This window comes from Rhizobium leguminosarum, from assembly GCF_010668065.1.
GTDB lineage: Bacteria > Pseudomonadota > Alphaproteobacteria > Rhizobiales > Rhizobiaceae > Rhizobium > Rhizobium leguminosarum_S.
Genome location: NZ_WUEN01000004.1, coordinates 66,992 through 86,509 on the forward strand (window position 1 = coordinate 66,992; position 19,518 = coordinate 86,509).

The 19,518-nt window shown below is 61.2% G+C and carries 19 protein-coding genes and 1 riboswitch; of the genes, 9 read left to right on the forward strand and 10 right to left on the reverse strand.

Annotated features, from left to right (window positions below; genetic code table 11):
• Positions 1-47 precede the first annotated feature (47 nt).
• Positions 48-198, forward strand: a riboswitch (FMN riboswitch).
• A 126-nt stretch (positions 199-324) separates the two neighbouring features.
• A complete protein-coding gene (ribB, locus tag GR198_RS12365) occupies positions 325-960 on the forward strand; it encodes a 3,4-dihydroxy-2-butanone-4-phosphate synthase (RefSeq protein ID WP_164069073.1) in 636 nt (211 codons plus the stop codon).
• A gap of 227 nt (positions 961-1,187) precedes the next feature.
• Here the strand turns inward: ribB and GR198_RS12370 are convergent, their stop codons facing one another.
• The gene (locus tag GR198_RS12370; RefSeq protein ID WP_164069074.1) at positions 1,188-1,955 is read right to left on the reverse strand and encodes an SDR family oxidoreductase; all 768 of its coding nucleotides are present in this window, start codon (positions 1,953-1,955) and stop codon (positions 1,188-1,190) included.
• Between the two features lie 329 nt (positions 1,956-2,284).
• Between GR198_RS12370 and GR198_RS12375 the strand changes: the two genes are divergently transcribed.
• The 3 genes from GR198_RS12375 to mobB are packed head-to-tail and all read left to right on the forward strand — an operon-like array spanning position 2,285 to position 4,350.
• Positions 2,285-3,193, forward strand: coding sequence for a DMT family transporter (locus tag GR198_RS12375; RefSeq protein ID WP_164069075.1), 909 nt, complete (start codon positions 2,285-2,287; stop codon positions 3,191-3,193).
• 9 nt (positions 3,194-3,202) lie between these two features.
• Positions 3,203-3,832 (forward strand): molybdenum cofactor guanylyltransferase MobA, encoded by a 630-nt coding sequence (gene mobA, locus GR198_RS12380; protein WP_164069076.1) that lies wholly within the window; start codon positions 3,203-3,205, stop codon positions 3,830-3,832.
• The gene (gene mobB / locus GR198_RS12385; protein WP_017960745.1) at positions 3,829-4,350 is read left to right on the forward strand and encodes a molybdopterin-guanine dinucleotide biosynthesis protein B; all 522 of its coding nucleotides are present in this window, start codon (positions 3,829-3,831) and stop codon (positions 4,348-4,350) included. Before mobA ends, mobB begins: the two co-directional genes overlap by 4 nt.
• Here the strand turns inward: mobB and GR198_RS12390 are convergent.
• The 3 genes from GR198_RS12390 to GR198_RS12400 all read right to left on the reverse strand — a co-directional run bounded on the left by GR198_RS12390 (position 4,282) and on the right by GR198_RS12400 (position 8,971).
• Complete coding sequence (locus tag GR198_RS12390; protein WP_164069203.1) at positions 4,282-6,447, reverse strand: ATP-binding protein; 2,166 nt, start codon at positions 6,445-6,447, stop codon at positions 4,282-4,284. The genes mobB and GR198_RS12390 overlap by 69 nt on opposite strands.
• Positions 6,422-7,933 carry an ATPase domain-containing protein gene (locus GR198_RS12395; protein ID WP_164069077.1) on the reverse strand — a complete coding sequence of 504 codons (1,512 nt, stop codon included), beginning with the start codon at positions 7,931-7,933 and terminating at the stop codon, positions 6,422-6,424. Before GR198_RS12395 ends, GR198_RS12390 begins: the two co-directional genes overlap by 26 nt.
• 144 nt (positions 7,934-8,077) lie before the next feature.
• Positions 8,078-8,971 (reverse strand): LysR family transcriptional regulator, encoded by an 894-nt coding sequence (locus GR198_RS12400; protein WP_029870780.1) that lies wholly within the window; start codon positions 8,969-8,971, stop codon positions 8,078-8,080.
• A gap of 120 nt (positions 8,972-9,091) precedes the next feature.
• Here GR198_RS12400 and GR198_RS12405 point away from each other — a divergent pair, with 120 nt between their 5' ends.
• Positions 9,092-9,487: a (R)-mandelonitrile lyase gene (locus tag GR198_RS12405; RefSeq protein WP_027689113.1), complete on the forward strand. Its 396-nt coding sequence runs from the start codon at positions 9,092-9,094 to the stop codon at positions 9,485-9,487.
• A gap of 14 nt (positions 9,488-9,501) precedes the next feature.
• Positions 9,502-10,491: an aldo/keto reductase gene (locus GR198_RS12410; RefSeq protein ID WP_164069078.1), complete on the forward strand. Its 990-nt coding sequence runs from the start codon at positions 9,502-9,504 to the stop codon at positions 10,489-10,491.
• Between the two features lie 101 nt (positions 10,492-10,592).
• Here GR198_RS12410 and maiA read toward each other — a convergent pair whose 3' ends face one another.
• The 6 genes from maiA to GR198_RS12440 all read right to left on the reverse strand — a co-directional run bounded on the left by maiA (position 10,593) and on the right by GR198_RS12440 (position 15,306).
• Positions 10,593-11,228 (reverse strand): maleylacetoacetate isomerase, encoded by a 636-nt coding sequence (gene maiA / locus GR198_RS12415; RefSeq protein ID WP_029870778.1) that lies wholly within the window; start codon positions 11,226-11,228, stop codon positions 10,593-10,595.
• A gap of 19 nt (positions 11,229-11,247) precedes the next feature.
• The gene (locus tag GR198_RS12420) at positions 11,248-11,397 is read right to left on the reverse strand and encodes a hypothetical protein (protein WP_164069056.1); all 150 of its coding nucleotides are present in this window, start codon (positions 11,395-11,397) and stop codon (positions 11,248-11,250) included.
• A gap of 66 nt (positions 11,398-11,463) precedes the next feature.
• Positions 11,464-11,880 carry an organic hydroperoxide resistance protein gene (locus tag GR198_RS12425; RefSeq protein WP_029870777.1) on the reverse strand — a complete coding sequence of 139 codons (417 nt, stop codon included), beginning with the start codon at positions 11,878-11,880 and terminating at the stop codon, positions 11,464-11,466.
• Positions 11,881-12,070: 190 nt separating this feature from the next.
• The gene (locus tag GR198_RS12430) at positions 12,071-13,393 is read right to left on the reverse strand and encodes a sensor histidine kinase (protein WP_029870776.1); all 1,323 of its coding nucleotides are present in this window, start codon (positions 13,391-13,393) and stop codon (positions 12,071-12,073) included.
• Positions 13,390-14,130: a response regulator gene (locus GR198_RS12435; protein ID WP_029870775.1), complete on the reverse strand. Its 741-nt coding sequence runs from the start codon at positions 14,128-14,130 to the stop codon at positions 13,390-13,392. Before GR198_RS12435 ends, GR198_RS12430 begins: the two co-directional genes overlap by 4 nt.
• A 126-nt stretch (positions 14,131-14,256) precedes the next feature.
• Positions 14,257-15,306, reverse strand: coding sequence for an alpha/beta fold hydrolase (locus GR198_RS12440; protein WP_164069079.1), 1,050 nt, complete (start codon positions 15,304-15,306; stop codon positions 14,257-14,259).
• A gap of 349 nt (positions 15,307-15,655) precedes the next feature.
• Between GR198_RS12440 and GR198_RS12445 the strand changes: the two genes are divergently transcribed.
• From GR198_RS12445 to GR198_RS12455, 3 genes are all read left to right on the forward strand, one after another.
• On the forward strand, positions 15,656-17,431 hold the full coding sequence (locus GR198_RS12445) for a cytochrome c biogenesis protein DipZ (RefSeq protein ID WP_029870773.1): 1,776 nt from the start codon (positions 15,656-15,658) through the stop codon (positions 17,429-17,431).
• Positions 17,432-17,485: 54 nt separating this feature from the next.
• Positions 17,486-18,244, forward strand: a complete 759-nt coding sequence (locus GR198_RS12450; protein ID WP_029870772.1) for an alpha/beta fold hydrolase — start codon at positions 17,486-17,488, stop codon at positions 18,242-18,244.
• Positions 18,245-18,647: 403 nt separating this feature from the next.
• Positions 18,648-19,370: a DeoR family transcriptional regulator gene (locus GR198_RS12455; RefSeq protein ID WP_029870771.1), complete on the forward strand. Its 723-nt coding sequence runs from the start codon at positions 18,648-18,650 to the stop codon at positions 19,368-19,370.
• Positions 19,371-19,518 lie beyond the last annotated feature (148 nt).

Below are 19,518 nucleotides of genomic sequence, written 5' to 3' on the forward strand. Positions count from 1 at the left end.
CCGGGTCGAGTGACCTTGCCATCCGCCTGTTTTTGATCCTATCTTTGAAATGTTCTCAGGGCGGGGTGTAATTCCCCACCGGCGGTATCAGGAGCAATCCTGGAGCCCGCGAGCGCTTCCGGCACCTCCTGTCGGAAGGTCAGCAGATCCGGTGAGATGCCGGAGCCGACGGTATAGTCCGGATGGAAGAGGACAACACGGGCAGTCGCACTCCATCCCGGAGTCGGCTGACGTTTGTTCGCCCAAGGGCAGAAGGCTCGCTCACGGATTGAGCCGAGCAGACCATGTCAGTCCGCTGACATAACCCTTGAAAGGCCAGACAGCATGACTATCGCAAGAATCGAAGATGCCATATCAGCCATTGCCAGCGGCAAGATGGTCGTCGTCGTCGACGACCAGAACCGGGAAAACGAAGGTGATATCGTGGTCGCGGCCGATGCCGTCACCCCGGAAACAATCGCCTTCATGATGACCCACGCCCGTGGACTCGTCTGCATCGCCATGGAAGGCGAGCGCCTCGATGCGCTCGATATCCCGCTGATGGTGCCCAACAACACGGAATCGCACAAAACCGCCTTCACGGTTTCGGTCGATTATCTCAAGGGCACGACGACGGGCATTTCTGCGGCGGACCGTGCCGCCACCGTCCGCGCCCTCGTCGACGATCGCGCAAAGCCTGACGAATTCGCCCGCCCCGGCCACATCTTTCCGCTCCGCGCCAACCCCCGCGGCGTGCTCGGCCGCCCCGGCCACACCGAAGCCGCCGTCGATCTCGCCCGCCTCGCCGGAAGGATCCCCGCCGGCGTCATCTGCGAAGTCGCCAACGACGACGGAACCATGTCCCGCCTGCCCGAACTCACGCTCTTCGCCGAACGCCACAACCTCCCCCTCGTCACCATCGAGGATCTGGTCGCCTACCTCGACCGCCAGGCGGAAAGAAACATACGCGAAGTCGCTTGATCTGCGCGAAGCGGCCAGCCCCGTCCTTCGAGGCCCCTGCGGGGCGCCTCAGGATGAGGCTGGAGAGAGGTTGCGGCCTGGTTCAACGGGAAGCGCAGCGGCAAGGCACACCGACCAGCCCTCATCCTGAGGCGCGCAGGCCGCAGGCCGGAGCCTCGAAGGACGAGGGCGGGTGGCTGGGTCCCAGACGCGCACGGCTGGTTGCCACAGCACACCTATTTCCTGCCCTATGTCCGGCTGATCGAAACCCCACCATCTGCCAGCATCGCCGTGCCGGTCACGAAGCTCGACATGTCGGAGGCCAGGAAAAGCGCTGCATTGGCGATCTCTTCGGGTTGCGCCATGCGTTTCAGCGCATGCAGCCCCTCCACGAAGGCGAGCACCTCCGGCGTGGCATCAGGCGCGTTGGTGATGCTGGCGGGCGTGTCGGTGCCGCCGGGAAGCAGCGCGTTGACGCGGATCTTCTGCGCTCCGAGTTCGGCGGCGAGCACCTGCACGAAGCCGATCAGCCCCGCCTTGCTCGCCGCATAGGCGGCCATGCCAGGCATGCCGACGGTGTGGCCGACAAAGGTCGAGGTGAAGATGAGCGATCCGCCGCCTTTTCCCATCGCCGCCGACTGGTGTTTGGCGCCGAGGAAGGCGGCGGTGAGATTTGTCTCGATCGTCTCGCGCCAGCCCTCGAGCGACAGCCCGGCGACCGGCCCCATCTCACCGATGATGCCGGCATTGTTGAAAGCGATGTCGAGCCGGCCGAAACGCGAGACTGCCGTTTCGACAAGCCTTTCCTGCAGCGCCTCGTCCCTGACATCGCCTGATATGGCGACGGCCTGCCCACCCTCCGCCTCGATTTCGGCGATGACGGCGTCGAGCGCGTCCTGTCGCCGGCCGGTGACCACGAGCTTGGCACCTTGCCGCGCAAAGAGTTTCGCCGCCGCGCGGCCGATGCCGGAGCTTGCGCCGGTGATGATTGCGATCTTGTCGTTGAGAAGTGTCATATCGATCTCTCCTTCGTTGTTGCGAGATCTGAGATGCTCAAACATCAGGCGATGCAGCCACCCGTTTCCCGCGCAGGAGGAGAAAAACGCCTATGGCCCGAACCGGCAGCGCGACGGCGCGTCCTCATCGACGCGTTGATTGTGGCGTCGGAACTGTCGGAATTCAGCTTATAAAACGGAGATTTGCCTGGACTTCCACCCACACGCCTGCGTTGACATCGGCGCCATTGTGCACCGCGTCATCGATTTATGCTTGGTGTGACATTCATCCGATTCCCTTGATGCATCTTCGCGACTAAAAGGAGCGCACAGGTAACGGGAATCTCTTCATGCCGCGGTCACGCAATACTGAGGGCGCCATCTATATGAGCTTGGCGATGGCCGGCTTTTCCGCGAGCGACGCCCTGTCCAAATCGGTGATAGCCTATATGAACGCCGGCGAGATCATGTTTCTGCGCGGCCTCTTCACCAGCCTGCTCGTCTATCTGATCGCCTGGAAAGTGGGCGCGCTGCGCTCCTGGCGCATCATGCTGCAGCCGATGATCATCTTCAGGATCATCTGCGAGACGCTCTCCGCCGTCACCTATATCACCGCGCTCGGCATGATGCCGATCGCCAATGCCTCGGCGATCCTGCAATCGCTGCCGTTGGTCGTCACCTTCGGCGCTGCCCTCTTCTTCAGCGAGCCGGTCGGCTGGCGGCGCTGGTCGGCGATCCTCGTCGGCCTCGTCGGCGTGATGATCATCATCCGCCCCGGCCCTGAGGGATTCACCGCCGCCGCCCTGCTCTGCGTCGCCGCGGTGCTGACGACGGCCGGCCGCGATCTCGCCACCCGGAGCATCAGTCCGGAGATTCCCTCGCTGATGATAACCGTCATCACCGCCATATCAGCCTCCTTCTTCGGCGCGCTGCTCATTCCGGTGCTCGGCGGCTGGCAGCCGGTCAGCGCTAACGCGCTTGGGCATCTCGTGCTCGCATCGGTGCTGGTGCTCGTCGGCTACCAGTCGGTCATCCTCGCCATGCGCACCGGCGAAATCTCCTTCGTCGCGCCGTTCCGCTATACCAGCCTGATCTTTTCCTCTCTGCTCGGCTTCCTCTTCTTCGCCGAAGTGCCTGACAGCTGGACGCTCGTCGGGGCTGCGATCGTCATCGCATCCGGCCTCTATACATTCTATCGTGAGGCCAAGCGACGTGTGTCGCCGATCGCGCAGGAATCCGCGCCGCGCGCGCCGGTCTGAGGAAGGATGATGGCTGAATTCTCGCTCGACAGATCTGATATAGCAGGCGTCGTATTGGCCGGCGGCCGCTCGCAACGCATGGGCCGCGACAAGGCAGGCGTGATGCTTGGCGCCGAGAGCCTGCTCCACCATGTGCTGACCCGCCTCTCGCAACAGGCCCCGCTCGTCGCGGTCAATGCCGATGCCGCCGCCGAGGGCGTGCCTGTCGTTCCCGACCGTTTTCGCGGCAAGGCCGGACCGATGGCCGGAATCCATGCCGCCATGGTCTATGCCGCCGGCCTGCCCTCGATCACCCATGTCGTCACCGTCTCGGTGGATTGCCCGTTCTTCCCGGCCGATCTCGTCGCCCGGCTGGCGGCAGCGGTCGAGCACCCTTCGCAGATCGCCATTGCCGCCTCCGAGGGCCGCAGCCATCCCGTCTTCGGGCTCTGGCCGGTGACGCTGGCCGCCGATCTCGAAGCCTGGATCGCCACCGACGAGAAGCGCCGCGTACGCGACTTCCTGTTACGGCATGACGTTACGGAAGTGGCGTTTCCGCTGCATCCGACCCGTGCCAGCCTGCTCGATCCCTTCTTCAACATCAACACGCCTGATGATCTCGTCGAGGCGGAACGCTGGCTGGAGGCCCTTCGCGCATGACCGCACCGAAAATCTTCGGCATCGCCGGCTGGAAGAACTCGGGCAAGACGGGTCTCGCCGTCCGGCTGGTGACCGAGTTCACCCGCCGCGGCTACAAGATCTCGACGATCAAGCACGCCCATCATGATTTCGACATCGACAAGGTCGGGGCCGACAGCTACCGCCACCGCCAGGCCGGCGCTCATGAGGTCACCATCGTCTCCGGCACCCGCTACGCCATCATGCACGAGCTGCGCGGTGCGCCGGAACCTGAGTTCGAGGAGATCCTCGCCCGCCTCGCCCCCTGCGACCTCGTGCTGATCGAAGGTTACAAGCGCGAGCCGATCCCGAAGATCGAGGCCCGCCGCCTGGAAGCGGCAAATCGTGAACCGTTGGCGCCGAGCGATCCCCATATCTGCGCTATCGCCGCCGATCATGCCGTCACGGATACGGCCCTGCCGGTCTTCGATCTAGACGACACAGGCGCCATCGCCGATTTCATCGCTGACATCGTCGGCCTTGGACAGGCGAGGCTTTGAACCACCTGCGTCGCCGCCGGATCTAAGAAGCGGAACCGTTTCGCTTGCCATCGCCTTGGCGATTTCCTTGGCGAGCTGAGCCTGATCATAGGGCTTTGCCAATCTAGGAAGATCGATATCGGTGCCGGCAGGAAGATCGGCGTAACCTGTCGCCAGTACGATCGGCAATGCCGGATAAATGTCCCGCGCGGCCTGCGCAAGCTGTGCGCCGGTCATACCGGGCATCGAATAATCGGTGATGACAAGGTCGAAATGCTGACCGCTGCTGATCAATTCCAGTGCCTGCGAGCCGGAGTTTACTTCGACCACCTCGTGGCCGAGATCTTCAAGCATGTCGACCGAACTCATGGCGATCAAGGCATCGTCATCGACCAGCAGGATCTTCAGTCTGGATGCAGATTGCGGAACGGGCAATTCCGCTTCGATCGCCCGCTCGGGGCGCCGTTGGGTCGCCGGAAGCCACAGCTCGGCGGTCGTTCCCACTCCAAGCTCGCTGGTCAGACGAAGTGCGCCATTGAGCTGAACGGCAAGTCCGTGGATCATCGACAAGCCTAGGCCCGTGCCCTTTCCGAGTTCCTTGGTCGAGAAAAACGGATCTATTGCCTTCTTCAGCGTCTCCGCGTCCATGCCGGTGCCGCTGTCGGCCACCGCCAACACAAGATAGGCGCCCTTGTCGAGAGTGCCGTCATCGCCGGCCACCTGCGCATCACGCAGCGATATGGACAGCGTCCCGCCATCCGGCATCGCATCGCGGGCATTGACCGCAAGGTTGAGCAGCGCCAATTCGAGCTGGTTCGCATCGACCAGCGCCGGCGGCAGCGTCGCCGGCAGGATGGTTTCGATGCTGATCGAGGATCCGACCGAGCGCCGCAACAGGTCGTTCATGCCGGAGACCAGCTCGGCCAGATCGATGGGCTTGACCTGCAGATCCTGCTGTCTGGCAAAAGCCAGCAGCCGCTGCGTCAGCGCCGCCCCACGCCGCGCGCCCTGAATCGCCCCGTCGACCAGACGCGTCGCCTTGGCATCTCCGGCAACGTGCTTGCCGAGCAGCTCCAGATTTCCGAGAACGACCATCAGCAAATTGTTGAAATCGTGGGCGACGCCGCCGGTCAGTTGGCCGATCGCCTCCATCTTTTGCGATTGGCGAAGCTGCTCCTCGGCTCTTTCACGCTGGGCGACTTCCTCGAGCAGGGTCTGGTGAGCGGTGTTGACCTCTTTGGTCCGTTCCCTCACACGCTCTTCTAGGTTTTCATTGAGCCGTCTCAGATTTTCCTCGATGGTCTTTCGGACGGTAGTATCGGAACAGACGCCAACGAGTTTCCTGGCGGAACCATATCTGTCGGAATAGAGCTGCGCATGGACCTCGGTCCAATGCAGCGATCCATCCGGCCAGATCGTCCTGTGCTCGATCGAATAGTCGCGTCCGGTATCGATCGTCTGGCGCAGGCGTGCCAGCACAAGATCCCGGTCGTCGGGATGGATGCTTGCGATCAGATCGTCGCGCGTCACATCATCGTCGGGCTTTCGACCGAAGACCGCTTTGCAGGTGGCCGAAGCAGACAGGGCCATCGAGGACAGCTCCAGCTCCCACGCCCCGAGACGACCGGCGGCAAGCGCCGTCTGCAACCGTCGCTCTCCTTCGCCCAGAGCCTCGAGCCGGGCTCGCGCTTCATATTGGCGCAGGCGCCCCTTCAATGCGGTCCGGGCAACGCTGATGAAGGAGGTCGCATGGAACGGCCTTTCCAGGAAGGTGACGTTGCCAAGAACCTCGGAAAGCCTGGCAGCGGCCGGATTTCGCTCAGGTCCCCCGCCGCGTTGGGTGAGAACGATGAACGGCAGGTCTGACCAGCTCGGCTGGGCCGAAACCCAGGCGGCGATCGGTTTGAGATCGCTCGAGCGAACGGCCTCTTCCGTCAAGACGCCAAGCGCGATGTCATCGCTGAGCGATGAGGCGAACATAGACAGGTCGGTGGCGGCAATCGATGCCAATCCGGCCTCATCGACCAACGATCTCGCCACCCAGGCATCGCGACCGACGGGGGTGTAGATCAATGCTTTCGGTTTGCCGGAATTAGGAATTGCCGCTATCCCCGCCATCGGTCGCGAGGAGCGGCGTTGAGGTCGTGACAAATTCTGGAACGCCGCGAAGCACGCCCTGGAACCCGACGAGAGGATCTCCAAACCTCAGGCCGGAAGCGTCTATGCGATACTCCCGGATGGTATCCTCGTGAAAGCCGGTTCTCTTCTTGATCACCGAGACTGCTCGCCGCACCTTTCCCGCCGCCTCGAAGTAACGCAGCAGAATGACGGTATCGGCGAGATAGGTAACGTCGACAGGCGCCTTCATGTCACCAACCAACCCGTGCTGGGCAACGGTAAGAAAGGTGTTGGCGCCTTGCCTGTTCAAATATTGCAGCAGCTCATGCATATGAAGGATCAGCGAATTCTCATCCGGCATCGAAGCTTGATAACCGTTGATACTGTCGATGATGACGGTTTTCGCATCCGACTTGTCGACGCAGCTGCGCACACGGTGGGCGAATTCGCCCGGCGACAGTTCGGCGGCATCGAGCTGTTCGATGTGGATATGACCGGCGTCCCGCATGGCTTCGAGATCTATTCCGAGCGCCTTCAGCCGCGTGAAGAGCAGGCCCAGCTCCTCGTCAAAAATAAAGGCCGCCACTTTCTCGCCGCGCGCGACCGCAGCCACCAGGAATTGAAACGAGAACGTGCTTTTGCCGGTGCCGGCAGGACCAAGGATGAGCGTGCTGGAACCTCGCTCGAGGCCACCTCCCAGAAGAAGGTCCAGTTCCGCAATATTGCAGGAAATCTGATCGCGGGCGTAGCTCGACCTGTGTTCGGCGGCGACGAGCCGCGGAAAGACGATAACGCCGCCAGTCTGGATGATGAAATCGTGATAACCGCCGCGGAAGGCCTGACCGCGATATTTTATGACCCTTAGACGTCGTCGTTCGGAGCCGTAGTTCGGCGCCATCTCTTCGAGATGGATCACGCCGTGAACAACGCTGTGCACCGTCTTGTCGAGCACGTCGGAGGTCAGATCATCGAGCAGAAGGACTGTCGCACCCTGCCGGGCAAAATAGTGCTTGAGCGCGAGGATCTGCCGGCGGTAGCGTAGTGAGCTTTGCGCGAGCAGCCTGATCTCCGACAGGCTGTCGAGAACCACGCGACGTGGCTTGACCCGCTCGAAAGCGGCAAAGATTTCCTTTGTCGTCTCTCCGAGTTCAAGATCCGACGAATAAAGCAGGCTTTGTTGCTGGTCGGCATCCAGCAGGCTTTCCGGAGGCACGACCTCGAAGATCTCGATATTGCCATCGATCACCATGCCGTGCGATGCGGCACCTGACCGGAGTTCGCTCTCGGTTTCCGAAAGGGTGATGTAGAGACCCTGCTCGCCGAGCCGTGCACCTTCTATCAGGAACTGCAGCGCAATCGTCGTTTTGCCCGCTCCCGGATTTCCCTCCAGGAGAAACACGTGGCCCGGCGAAAGGCCCCCCGCCAGAACTGTATCCAAACCGGACACGCCAGTCCGAGCTTTCGTGGCAGGTGCCGCAGTATTCATTCACCGTTTCCTTCAATTTCAAGTGTGAATTAGCGGCGAGTGAAGGAATGTCAAATTACGGGCAGGCATGATTTCCTTCCGGCAAGAGCCGATCACCAGTGGTTCGGATATATGCCTGTCCGGGCGGCCCGAAATGGTGGGCACCTATCCTCGATAGCGAAGTGCATCGACGAGGAGGGCAAATGCCGGCGACGTATGCCTGCGGCTCGGATAGTAGAGATGGTAGCCGGAAAACGGCAGGCACCAATCCTCGAGGACGCGCACCAGCCGTCCATCGGCAAGGTATGCCTCGACCAAGTTCTCCGGCATGTAGGCAAGTCCCATGCCCGCCAGCACTGCGTTTAGCCGCAGGGCTATATTGTTGAAGACCAATTGCCCTTCGACGCGAACCCTGAGCTCGCGCCCATCCTTCTCGAACTCCCATGCATAAACGCTGCCATAGGTCGGCAGGCGTAGATTGATGCAATTGTGGTCCGTAAGGTCCTGCGGCGTCCGCGGCTTCGCCCTGCTGTCGAAATAGGCGGAAGTACCGACCACGGCCATGCGCATATCGGGACCGATGCGAACCGCGATCATATCTTTCGCCACCTGTTCTCCAAGCCGCACCCCCGCATCGTAACGCTCCGCGACGATGTCGGTCAGACCGTAGTCGACGATGATCTCGACATTGATATCGGGATAATCGGGCAGCAGCTTTTGCAAGGCCGGCCAGAGGACGGCATCGGCCGCATGCTCGCCGGCATTGATGCGAATGGTGCCTGCCGGCTTCTCCCGGAACGCGCTCAAGGCAGCCAGCTCGCTCTCGATCTCGTCGAGCCGCGGTCCGATGGAAACGAGCAGACGTTCGCCCGCCTCTGTCGGCGCGACGCTGCGGGTCGTGCGTGTCAGCAATCGCAGTCCAAGCCGCTCCTCAAGCCCGCGGATGGTGTGGCTGAGCGCCGATTGCGACACGCCCAGCTTACCGGCCGCCTTGGTGAAACTCTGTGCGCGTGCAACGGCAAGGAAGGCGATGAGGTCGTTGACGGCGGGGCGCGGCATTTATGAAACTTTCTCATGGGTTCTTGCCGTTTATACCATCTAATCGCGACCTGGCGCACGCCCTAAATACCTTGCTACTCGAGTGGACACGTCCACCCCGACATCGAAAGGAAGACAAAGATGGAGATCAAGCGAAGCGGTTCGCAGCCTTCGGCCAAGGGACCAGCCGATTGGTTTACCGGCAGCGTGCGTGTCGACCCGCTGTTTGCCGTGACCAGCCCCGCACGCGCGGCTGGCGCCAGCGTCACCTTCGAGCCCGGAGCCCGCACCGCCTGGCACACTCATCCGCTCGGCCAGACGCTGATCGTCACATCGGGCTTCGGTCGCGTGCAGCGCGAAGGCGGTCCCGTCGAGGAGATCCGCGCCGGCGACGTCGTCTCTTTCGCACCGGCTGAACGCCATTGGCACGGCGCATCGCCGACGACGGCGGTGACCCATATCGCCATCCAGGAACAGCTCGACGGCAAGGTCGTCGACTGGATGGAGCATGTCACCGACACGCAATACCAAGGTTAGAAAAGGAAATTTCTATGCAGAAGCGTGAACTTGGAAAGAGCGGACTTCAAGTCTCGGCCATCGGTCTCGGCTGCATGGGGCTGAGTTACGGCTATGGCCCGGCGACAGATATTCAGGAAGCGACCACACTGATCCGGCGGGCATTTGAACGCGGCGTGACCTTCTTCGACACGGCCGAGGCCTACGGCCCCTATAAGAACGAAGAGCTTCTGGGAGAGGCCCTCGCCCCCTTCCGCGAGGAGGTGGTGATCGCCACGAAATTCGGTTTCAACTTCGATGCCAATGGCGGCCAGAGCGGCATGAACAGCCGGCCCGAGCAGATACGCGCGGTGGCCGACCAGGCGCTGAAGCGTTTGAAGACTGATGTCATCGATCTCTTCTACCAGCATCGCGTCGATCCCGATGTTCCGATCGAGGATGTCGCCGGCACGGTCAAGGCGCTGATCGCGGAAGGCAAGGTCAGACATTTCGGCCTCTCGGAAGCGGGCGCCCAGACGATCCGCCGCGCCCATGCCGTCCAGCCGGTGGCGGCGTTGCAGAGCGAATATTCGCTGTGGTGGCGCGAACCAGAGCAGGAAATCCTGCCGACGCTTGAAGAACTCGGCATCGGCTTCGTGCCCTTTAGCCCGCTCGGTAAGGGCTTTCTGACTGGCGCGATCAGCGAAACGACCACCTTCGACAGCAAGGATTTCCGCAACGTCGTGCCGCGCTTTTCTCAGGAGGCGCGAAAGGCCAACCAGGCGCTCGTCGATCGTCTCGGAGAAATCGCCGCCCGCAAGAAGGCAACCTCCGCCCAAGTGGCTCTCGCATGGCTGCTGGCGCAGAAGCCCTGGATCGTGCCGATTCCCGGCACCACCAAGCTGCATCGCCTCGAGGAGAACATCCAGTCCGCCGAGATCGAACTGACGGCCGAGGATCTCCGTAGCATCGAAAGCGCGCTCGCCACGATCAAGGTGGAAGGCGATCGTTATCCCGCGCATCTGCAGGCAAGGGTCAACCGCTAAAAGCGACCGACGGGCCATGAAGGCGACATTTTATCGCCAAGGCTAGAACACCAGAAGAGAATCGGCCGCAGTCACTTGCGGCCGATTCTTCATAGATTGGATCATTGTCTCGGGGCCGGTGCGTTCTCCTGGAAAGCCGGTATCGCCTCCAGTCTGGCGACAATCTCCGCGATATTCGGCCAGCGGGCGAGATCGAAGCCGAGGCGCCGAGCGCTGATCGCCTGCGGGAAGAGAAAGATCTCGGCAATACCAGGCTGATCCGCAACAGCGAAAGCCCCTTGCCTGTGGCCGGCGATCATCGCCTCGACCGCGGCCATTCCTTCACCGACCCAATGACGATTCCAGGCAGTAATGGCATCGGCATCCGCCTGGAAGACCTTGCCGAGATGCAGACCGATCCGCGGCGGCAGCAGCGCGTGGATCTCGGCTGCGATCGCAAGCGCGATCGACCGCGCCTGCGCCCGGCCTTCCGCGGTGTCAGGCAATAACGGCGGTTCAGGCTTTATCTCATCGAGATATTCGACGATCGCCAGCGACTGGGTAATGAGGACGCCACTATCCGTCAGCAAGGCGGGCACGAGCCCCTGCGGATTGATACTGCGATATCCGGCCTGCCGGCTCTCGGAATTTTCGCCGAGGATGGTGACCGGCAGCGCTTCGGCCATCAATCCTTTCAGGGCGAGTGCGATGCGGACTCGAGATGTCGCCGAGGAAATTTCGTTCTGATAGAGTTTCACTGTCTTTCTCCCTGGTGATCTAAAAGAACAGCTGGAGCGGCAGCCGCTCCCCTGCGGATGCCGCCGTCACCAGGCCGGCAAGCGGCGACGGCTCCTGTGACGTTACATCGTAGATGCAGGGCGCTGCGAAAATCGTCGCCCCCAGAATGCAGATCATCATCAGTCTCATTGGTTCCTCCATCGACGAGGCCCAACTGGCCTCGTCAAGTTTCCTTTTGGCGATCGATCCCATCTGTCAGGCAATGCTCAATTCGACATTGATATTGCCGCGGGTTGCTTTCGAATAGGGGCAGGTCCGGTGCGCTTCATCCACAAGCGCCCTTGCCAGATCCGCTTCGATGCCCGGCAGGCTGACCTTGAGGCGAGCCTGTAGGAAATAGTCGCCGTCGGTCGCCCCGAGATCGACCTCGGCGTTGACGGCGGCATCTGCAGGAAGCTTGACCTTCAGCTTGCCGGCAGCAATGCCGATCGCGCCGATGAAGCAGGCAGACCAGCCGGCGGCGAAAAGCTGTTCGGGATTGGTGCCGGCACGGTTGCTGCCCGGAGGCGAAAGCTTGATATCAAGCTGCCTGTCGTCGCTATGCGACGCGCCGTCGCGCCCGCCCGTCGTGTGGGTCTTGCCGGTATAGAGAACCTTGTCGATCTTTGTCATGAAACACTCCTTTGTTGCGTCGCTAAGGCGACTGGCCGCGGTGCGCGGCCGGGTTGACGGAGTGTGGTTTGACCGACGGATATATCCGCCATGTTTCCAAAATCGCCCGAAATGTCACAAAGCGTAGCATCCGATATCGAGGACATCTTCGCATACAAAACGTCTCGAAATTTTGCGGCGCGCCCCGATGTCAACGGATAGTGATTTCCGCAGCCAGCCCACCGCCGGCGCGATTGTAGAGCCGGAGCGACCCACCGATCTTGGCCGTCAGCTGCTGGGCGATCGCAAGACCGAGACCGGTGCCGCCGGTCTCCCGGTTGCGGGATTGCTCCAGCCGGAAGAAAGGCTGCATGGCAGCCTCGAGCATATCGTCGGGGATTCCAGGCCCACGGTCCATGACTGATATGACGATATCGTTCTCGGCGCTACGCTCGACGCTGATCTCGGCAGCACCGGCAAACTTCAGCGCATTGTCGATGAAATTCGACAGAATGCGGCGAAGAGCATGCGGCTTGGTAATGGCGGCGCCCTGAACCAGGCCGACGACGGTGACGGCCTTTCCAGTATCCTGGTAGTCGTAGGCTATGCTGTCGATGAACGAGGCGAGATCGATGCGGGCACTCTTCTCGCCATTGCCATGCGCACTGCGTGCATAGGCAATGCCGTCTTGAACGAGGCGCTGGATCTCGCCGAGATCGTGCACCAGCTTGTCTTTGTCAGGCGAATCCTCCGCCATGTCGGCGCGCAGCCGCATACGGGTAATCGGCGTCTGCAGGTCATGCGAGATTGCAGCCAGGATCTGGACGCGCTCTTCGAGGTAGTGGGCGATCCTTTCCCGCATCGCATTGAATGCCCGCGCCGCATGCGCGACTTCTCTCGGCCCCGCCTCGCTCAAAGCGGGACCGTCCTTGTTCGGGTCGAGGGCATCGGCGGCGGCGGCAAGCTCGCCCAGCGGCCGGATCGCCTGGCGAACCGCAAACCAGGTACAGAGGATGAGCAGCGCCATCTGGATGACGAAGACGTAGGGCAGCCATGCGGCGATCGGCATGACGCCCTTCGGTGTGACGTCGATCGTCAAGGGGCTTCCGTCGCTCAGCGTCAGATGCGCCTGCAATCGGTTCACATCGCCCGGAATCCGTTCGATACGGATTGGAAAGCGGTGCCCGATAGCCTCCTCGATCTTTCCTGAGATTTCTGCCCCTTTGCTTGACGTGTCAGGCACGCCGGGAAGGCCGGGTCCGAGCACGAAACGGTAATTGCCGCGGCTCAGCCGGTCGAGCAGGTCGCCGCGCTCACCTGGCGGAAGCCGATCGAGAACAGCAATCGATGTTGCCACGTCATTTTCCAGCGTGCCGAGCATCACCGCCTTGGCCGACATGTACCGCTCCATGTAGAGCACACTGAAGGACAGACCGTAGGCGAAGGCCAGTCCGATCAGCAGGATCAGGAAGATCCGCGACCGCAACGTGCTCGGCCACGTCAGGCCCGAACGCAAGGGGATTGCCGCCTTCATTGGCGCGGCTCCGATATTTCGACCGGGACCGAAAACACATAGCCTTCGCTGCGCACCGTCTTGATATAAGTCGGTTCGCGCGCATCGTCGCCCAGCCGCTGACGCAGGCGACTGACCAGAAGATCGATCGAGCGATCGAAGAGATCGGCGTCGCGCCCCTGTGTCAGGCTCAGAAGCTGGTCGCGATTGAGCACCCGCTGCGGGTGATCGATGAAGATTCGGAGCAGACGGTATTCGGCACCGCTCAGCGCAATCGCGGTCCCTTCCCTGTCGAGAAGGTGCCGGGCGACCGTATCGAGCCGCCAGTCGCCGAAGGTCAGCAATTGCCCGGCTTCGCTGATCTGCAGGTTGGGCGGCAACATCCGCGTGCGCCGCAGCACCGCCTTGATGCGGGCGAGCAGCTCGCGCGCAGCAAAGGGCTTGGGAAGATAGTCGTCGGCGCCCATCTCCAGCCCGAGGATCCTGTCCATTTCGTCGGTGCGGGCCGTCAGCATCAGGATCGGGATCGCCTTGTGCCGGCCGGCGCGCAGTTCGCGGCACAGCACCAGCCCGTCGTCGCCGGGCATCATCACGTCGAGCACGATCAGGTCGACGGCATTGGCGTCGACAAAACTGCGCATCTGGCGCCCGTCGGCGGCAACGCTCGTGCGCAGGCCGTTCTTCTGCAGATAGCCCGATACCAGCTCGCGGATTTCGCGATCGTCATCGACGATCAGGATGTGATCGACATGATCCATATTTCCCTATTCCCCATCGATAGTAGCGGCCGCGCCGGTCGCTTCGTTCCTGACCGAAGCGACAGCCGCGACCTACGCATATTCCGCTGGCCGGAGCAACGAGGCGCTGCAACCGGCATCGTCGATCTAGAAACGATCAACGTCTATGACCGCCTGCGCAAAAGCCTGCGGCGCTTCCTGAGGCAGGTTGTGGCCAATGCCGCCGCCGATCGTGCGATGCTCGTATTTACCGGAGAATTTTCCGGCATAAGCGGAAGGCTGCGGATGCGGCGCACCGTTTGCATCGCCCTCCATGGTGATGGTCGGCACCGAAATGACGGGCGTTGCGGCGAGCGTCGTCTCGTAGGCATCGTACTTGGCCTCGCCTTCGACAAGCCCCAAGCGCCAGCGATAATTGTGAATGACGATCGCGACGTGGTCGGGATTGTCGAAGGCAGCGGCCGATCTGTCGAATGTCGCATCGTCGAAGTTCCACTTCGGCGATGCCGTCTGCCAGATGAGCTTTGCGAAATCATGCGTGTTGCTCTCGTATCCCTGACGACCGCGTTCAGTGGCGAAATAGAACTGGTACCACCAGGCAAGTTCGGCTTTCGGCGGAAGCGGCTTCTTGTTGGCCTCCTGGCTGCCGATCAGGTAGCCGCTCACCGACACCATCGCCTTGCAGCGCTCGGGCCAGAGCGCAGCCATGATGTTGGCGGTCCGCCCGCCCCAGTCGTATCCGGCAATGACAGCTTTCTCGATATCCAGCGCATCGAGCAGCGCGATCATATCGGCGGCGAGCGCTGACGGCTGGCCGTTGCGTGGCGTCTGGTCGTCCAGGAAGCGGGTCGTCCCGTAACCGCGCAGATAAGGCACGATCACCCTGTAGCCCGCCGAGGCAAGCAGCGGTGCGACATCGACGAAACTATAGATGTCATAGGGCCAGCCATGCAGCAGCAATACGACCGGGGCATCCGGCTTTCCCGCCTCGGCATAACCGATGTCGAGCACGCCTGCCTTGACCTGTTTCAGCGCTTCGAAGGACGTGTTGGTTCCAGGCTTTATAGCTGGCACCGATGCGGCAGTCGCAGACGACTGGGCGGCGGCCGTGCCGGCCACGCCGAATTCGACCGCCGCAAGGGCGATTGCAGTCATGCCGAAGAAACGGCGGCGGTGATGGTTGATTTGCTCTGACATCGGTCACTCCTGTCGAATGGATCACGGTCGCGAAAAGGCGTTCTACTTGTATCCCCGATATGTCGTAAGCAACCGTTTTTTGAATGCGGATGTAGCTTCCGGCCGCCTGGATACATTCCGATACAATCGCACTGCCTCAGCAAGTGGTCGCAATGGCCGCAGCCGTTTCCTCGCCACCGCGGCAGTTTGTATCGCTTTGTATCGCCACCCCCTACCCCGACACTTCGGTACATTTTCCCGCAAAGCCGGACACATCGGGGATACTTCACACCGGCCATATCCCCGCCGTTGCTGGTTCAGGCCCCATCGCCGCCCAGAGCCCGATCAATCGGTTTCAAAGGAAACGATGATGACACTTCTGATCATTGCCTATCTCGGAGGCGCGCTGACGATCCTCAGCCCGTGTATCCTCCCCATCCTGCCCTTTGTCTTCGCACGCGCCGGACAGCCCTTCGTCAGAAGCACGCTGCCGATGCTGGCGGGCATGGCCGCCACTTTCGCGCTGGTCGCCACGCTTGCTGCAGTCGGTGGCAGCTGGGCCATTCGCGCCAATGAATATGGCCGCCTTGCCGCCATCGTCCTGCTTGCCCTCTTCGGCGCGAGCCTGCTTTCGCCGCGTTTCGCAAGCACGCTTGCCCGGCCGGTCGTCGACCTTGGCAACAATCTTGTGAACGCCACCGGCGGCGGGCGCGGCACCACGACAGTGAAGAGCGCGCTTCTTCTCGGCGTCGCCACCGGACTGCTCTGGGCGCCTTGCGCCGGTCCGATTCTCGGCCTTGTGCTGACCGGAGCCGCATTGCAGGGCGCTAATCTGCAAACGACCTTCCTGCTGACCGCCTATGCCGCTGGTGCTGCAAGTTCGCTTGCCGTCGCCCTGCTTGTCGGCGGCAAGCTCTTCGCCGCCATGAAGCGCTCCCTCGGCCTTGGCGACAGGATTCGTCAGGGGCTCGGCGCTGCCGTGCTGGCGGGCGTCGCCGTCATCGCGCTCGGCCTCGACACCAGCCTGCTCGCCCGGCTCTCCTATGCCAGCACCGCATCGCTGGAACAGGCCGTGCTCGACAGGCTGCATGCAAAGCCGCTCAGTGGCGCATCTTCCGAGCTGGCGAGCAACGAGGTGATGATCGCCGCAGCCGATGCGAACAAACCCTTCCGTAGCGACTTGCCCGTCGAAGGCCACGCCCCTTCGCTCGACGGCGCGGTCGAATGGCTGAACTCTGAGCCTCTCACCACGGAACAGCTGCGAGGCAAGATCGTGCTCGTCGATTTCTGGACCTATTCCTGCATCAACTGCATTCGTACCATCCCCTATGTCAGGGCCTGGGCCGAAAAATATGCGGATCAGGGTCTTGTGGTGATCGGCGTCCACGCCCCGGAATTTGCCTTCGAGAAGAAGATCGACAACGTCAAAAAGGCGATCGGCGACTTCCAGATCGGCTATCCCGTTGCGATCGACAATGATTACAAAGTCTGGCGCGCCTTCGAAAACAGCTACTGGCCTGCCGCCTATCTGATCGATGCCAAGGGCCAGATCCGCTACCACCATTTCGGCGAAGGCAATTACAACAGGACCGAAAAGGCCATTCAGGACCTGCTGCGCGAAGCCGGCAGCCAAACGACGGCGAGTGCGCCGGTCGTGCCGAATGCCAAGGGCGTGGAAGCAGGTCCTGATCTCGGCAATATCCGCTCCGGCGAAACCTATCTCGGCTACGAACAGGCGGCGAACTTCGCCTCTCCCGAAGGGCTGCAGGCCGACACGGCGCGCAACTATTCGATCGCCGAACCCGGCCTCAATGGATGGGGCCTGTCTGGAACCTGGATCGTCGGCCGGGATCAGGCGACGCTTGACCAGCCGGGCGGCGGCATCACCTATCGCTTCAGCGCCCGCGATCTGCATCTCGTTCTTGGGCCTGGCGCCGGCGACAAGCCGATCCGCTTCCAGGTGAAGATCGACGGCAAGGCGCCAGGGCCCGACCACGGGTCAGACATCGATGCCGATGGCAACGGCACGGTGACCGCGACAAGGCTTTATCAACTCGTCCGCCAATCCGGCACGGTCGCCGCCCGCAACTTCGAGATCCGCTTCCTCGATCCCAGCGTGCAGGCTTACGCCTTCACATTCGGCTGAACCTGAAACGCATCGATATCCCGATCATCCACAATGACCAAAGGAGTGATATTCATGAACAAACGTCTTCTTTTCACTGCAGCGCTTGCATTTGCCACCACCGCCATCGCGTTCGCAGCAGAGGCTGCCGCGGTCAAGAACATCGTGATCGTCCACGGCGCGCTGGCCGATGGCTCGGGATGGCGCAAGGCGACGGACATTCTCGAGAAGCGCGGCTTCAACGTCACCATCGTCCAGCAGCCCATTACCTCGCTCGACGACGATGTGGCGGCGACCAAGCGGGTTCTCGACCTTCAGGACGGACCGGTCCTGCTCGTCGGCCACAGCTATGGCGGCATGGTCATCACCGAAGCCGGCAACGATCCCGTGGTCGCGGGCCTGGTCTATGTCGCGGCATTCCAGCCAGACAAGGGCGAAAGCCTGCTGAGCCTCGCCAGCTCGAAGCCCGCCGGCAGCATGGATATAAAAGAAACGAAGGACGGCAAATATCTCTATCTCGATCCGGGCGCCTTCGCCGCGGATTTCGCAGCCGACCTTCCGCAAGCCGAAGCCGATTTCATGGCAAAGTCACAGGTCTTCGCCGCAAAGCAGGCATTCTCCGCCAAGATCACTCAGCCGGCATGGCGGACGAAGAAAAGCTGGTCGATCGTCGCCACCGAGGATCGCTCCATCAACCCCGAGCTTGAACGCGACATGGCAAAACGTGCCGGAAGCGACGTGACTGAAATAAAGGCAAGCCACGCCGTCTTCGCATCCCAACCGGAAAAGGTTGCCGATGCGATCGAAACGGCAGCAAGGAAAGCCGGCGAGTAGCGCGCGCAGCCAGGAATGTCCTCAGCAGCCGCGAGGATGAAGCCTCTGGTCGGAAGGCCACCCCGACCAGAGGCGTGACGAATTCCCCCCTGCCGGCCGAGAATGTCGATCTCGTCGTCACCCGCTTCCCCGCAGCCGAAGTGAGGCGCCATCTATGCAGTTTTGTGACTATTCCATCACAAAAATGGAAGATTGGTCACAAATTCTCATTTCAAATTGCCGGGTTTCCCTGTAAAATTGTGACGATATGCCATGTTGCGCGCAACTGGCTGGTGCAGAAGCTGTAGCTCGGCGCAAATGCCGAATCGTAGCTCGAGGGACATACAAGATGAGAATGGCAGTCCCTTGTTAAATTTTGATCAGAACACTATTCCAAGTGTAAACGATAAGGGAGAGATGCGATATGGATAGTCGCAAGGGCCGGCGCATCGCAGTCTTATCCGAGGCCCTTTCACAACATCGCATTCTGCACATCAAGAATGCTGCGGAGATCCTGGGCGTCTCAGAGATGACGGTTCGGCGTGATGTCAGCGCGAATACAGACCAATTCGCGTTTCTCGGCGGTCATATCGTTGCAGCTGTCGAAGCGGAAAGCGATCCCTATGAAATTTCCAAGGCAGCCGACAGTCATGCCGCTGCAAAACGGCAAGTTTGCACACAAGCCATTGATTACATTCACCATGATGATACGGTGTTTTTCGATTGCGGCACCACGCTACCCTATCTGGTCGATCTCCTCCCAGACCAGATTCATATAACGGCGATCTGTTACGCCATGAATGTCGCTGATCGTCTGACGCGAAAACCCAACGTTCGCCTTGTTATGCTCGGTGGTCTTTACCACCCAGCATCGGCGAGCTTTTCCGGTGCCACGGGGCTGGAAATGCTCGATCAGCTTGTGATCAACGTGGCATTTCTATCAGCAGCCGGTGTCGATTCCCGACGTGGCGCAACCTGCGCGCATTTTCACGAAGCGGAGATCAAGAAAAAGGCGATGTCACGGGCACGAAAGAATATTCTTCTCGCCGACAGCAGCAAAATCGGCAAGCTCAAGCCAGCCTTTTTCAGCGACATGAAGTCGTTCGACGTGGTCATCACCGAAAACGGCATGAACGATTTCGATTGAGAAATCCCGCATTTTTTCCGCCTCTGCCGAAATCTAAACTTGACGCAGCGGCGCGGTGATGCAAACTTCACAATCAGTGAAAAAAAAATCACATTTGTGCCAGTCGTGAAGCTTCCTCTGCGTGCCTCTGCATTGATGGCAACAGGGT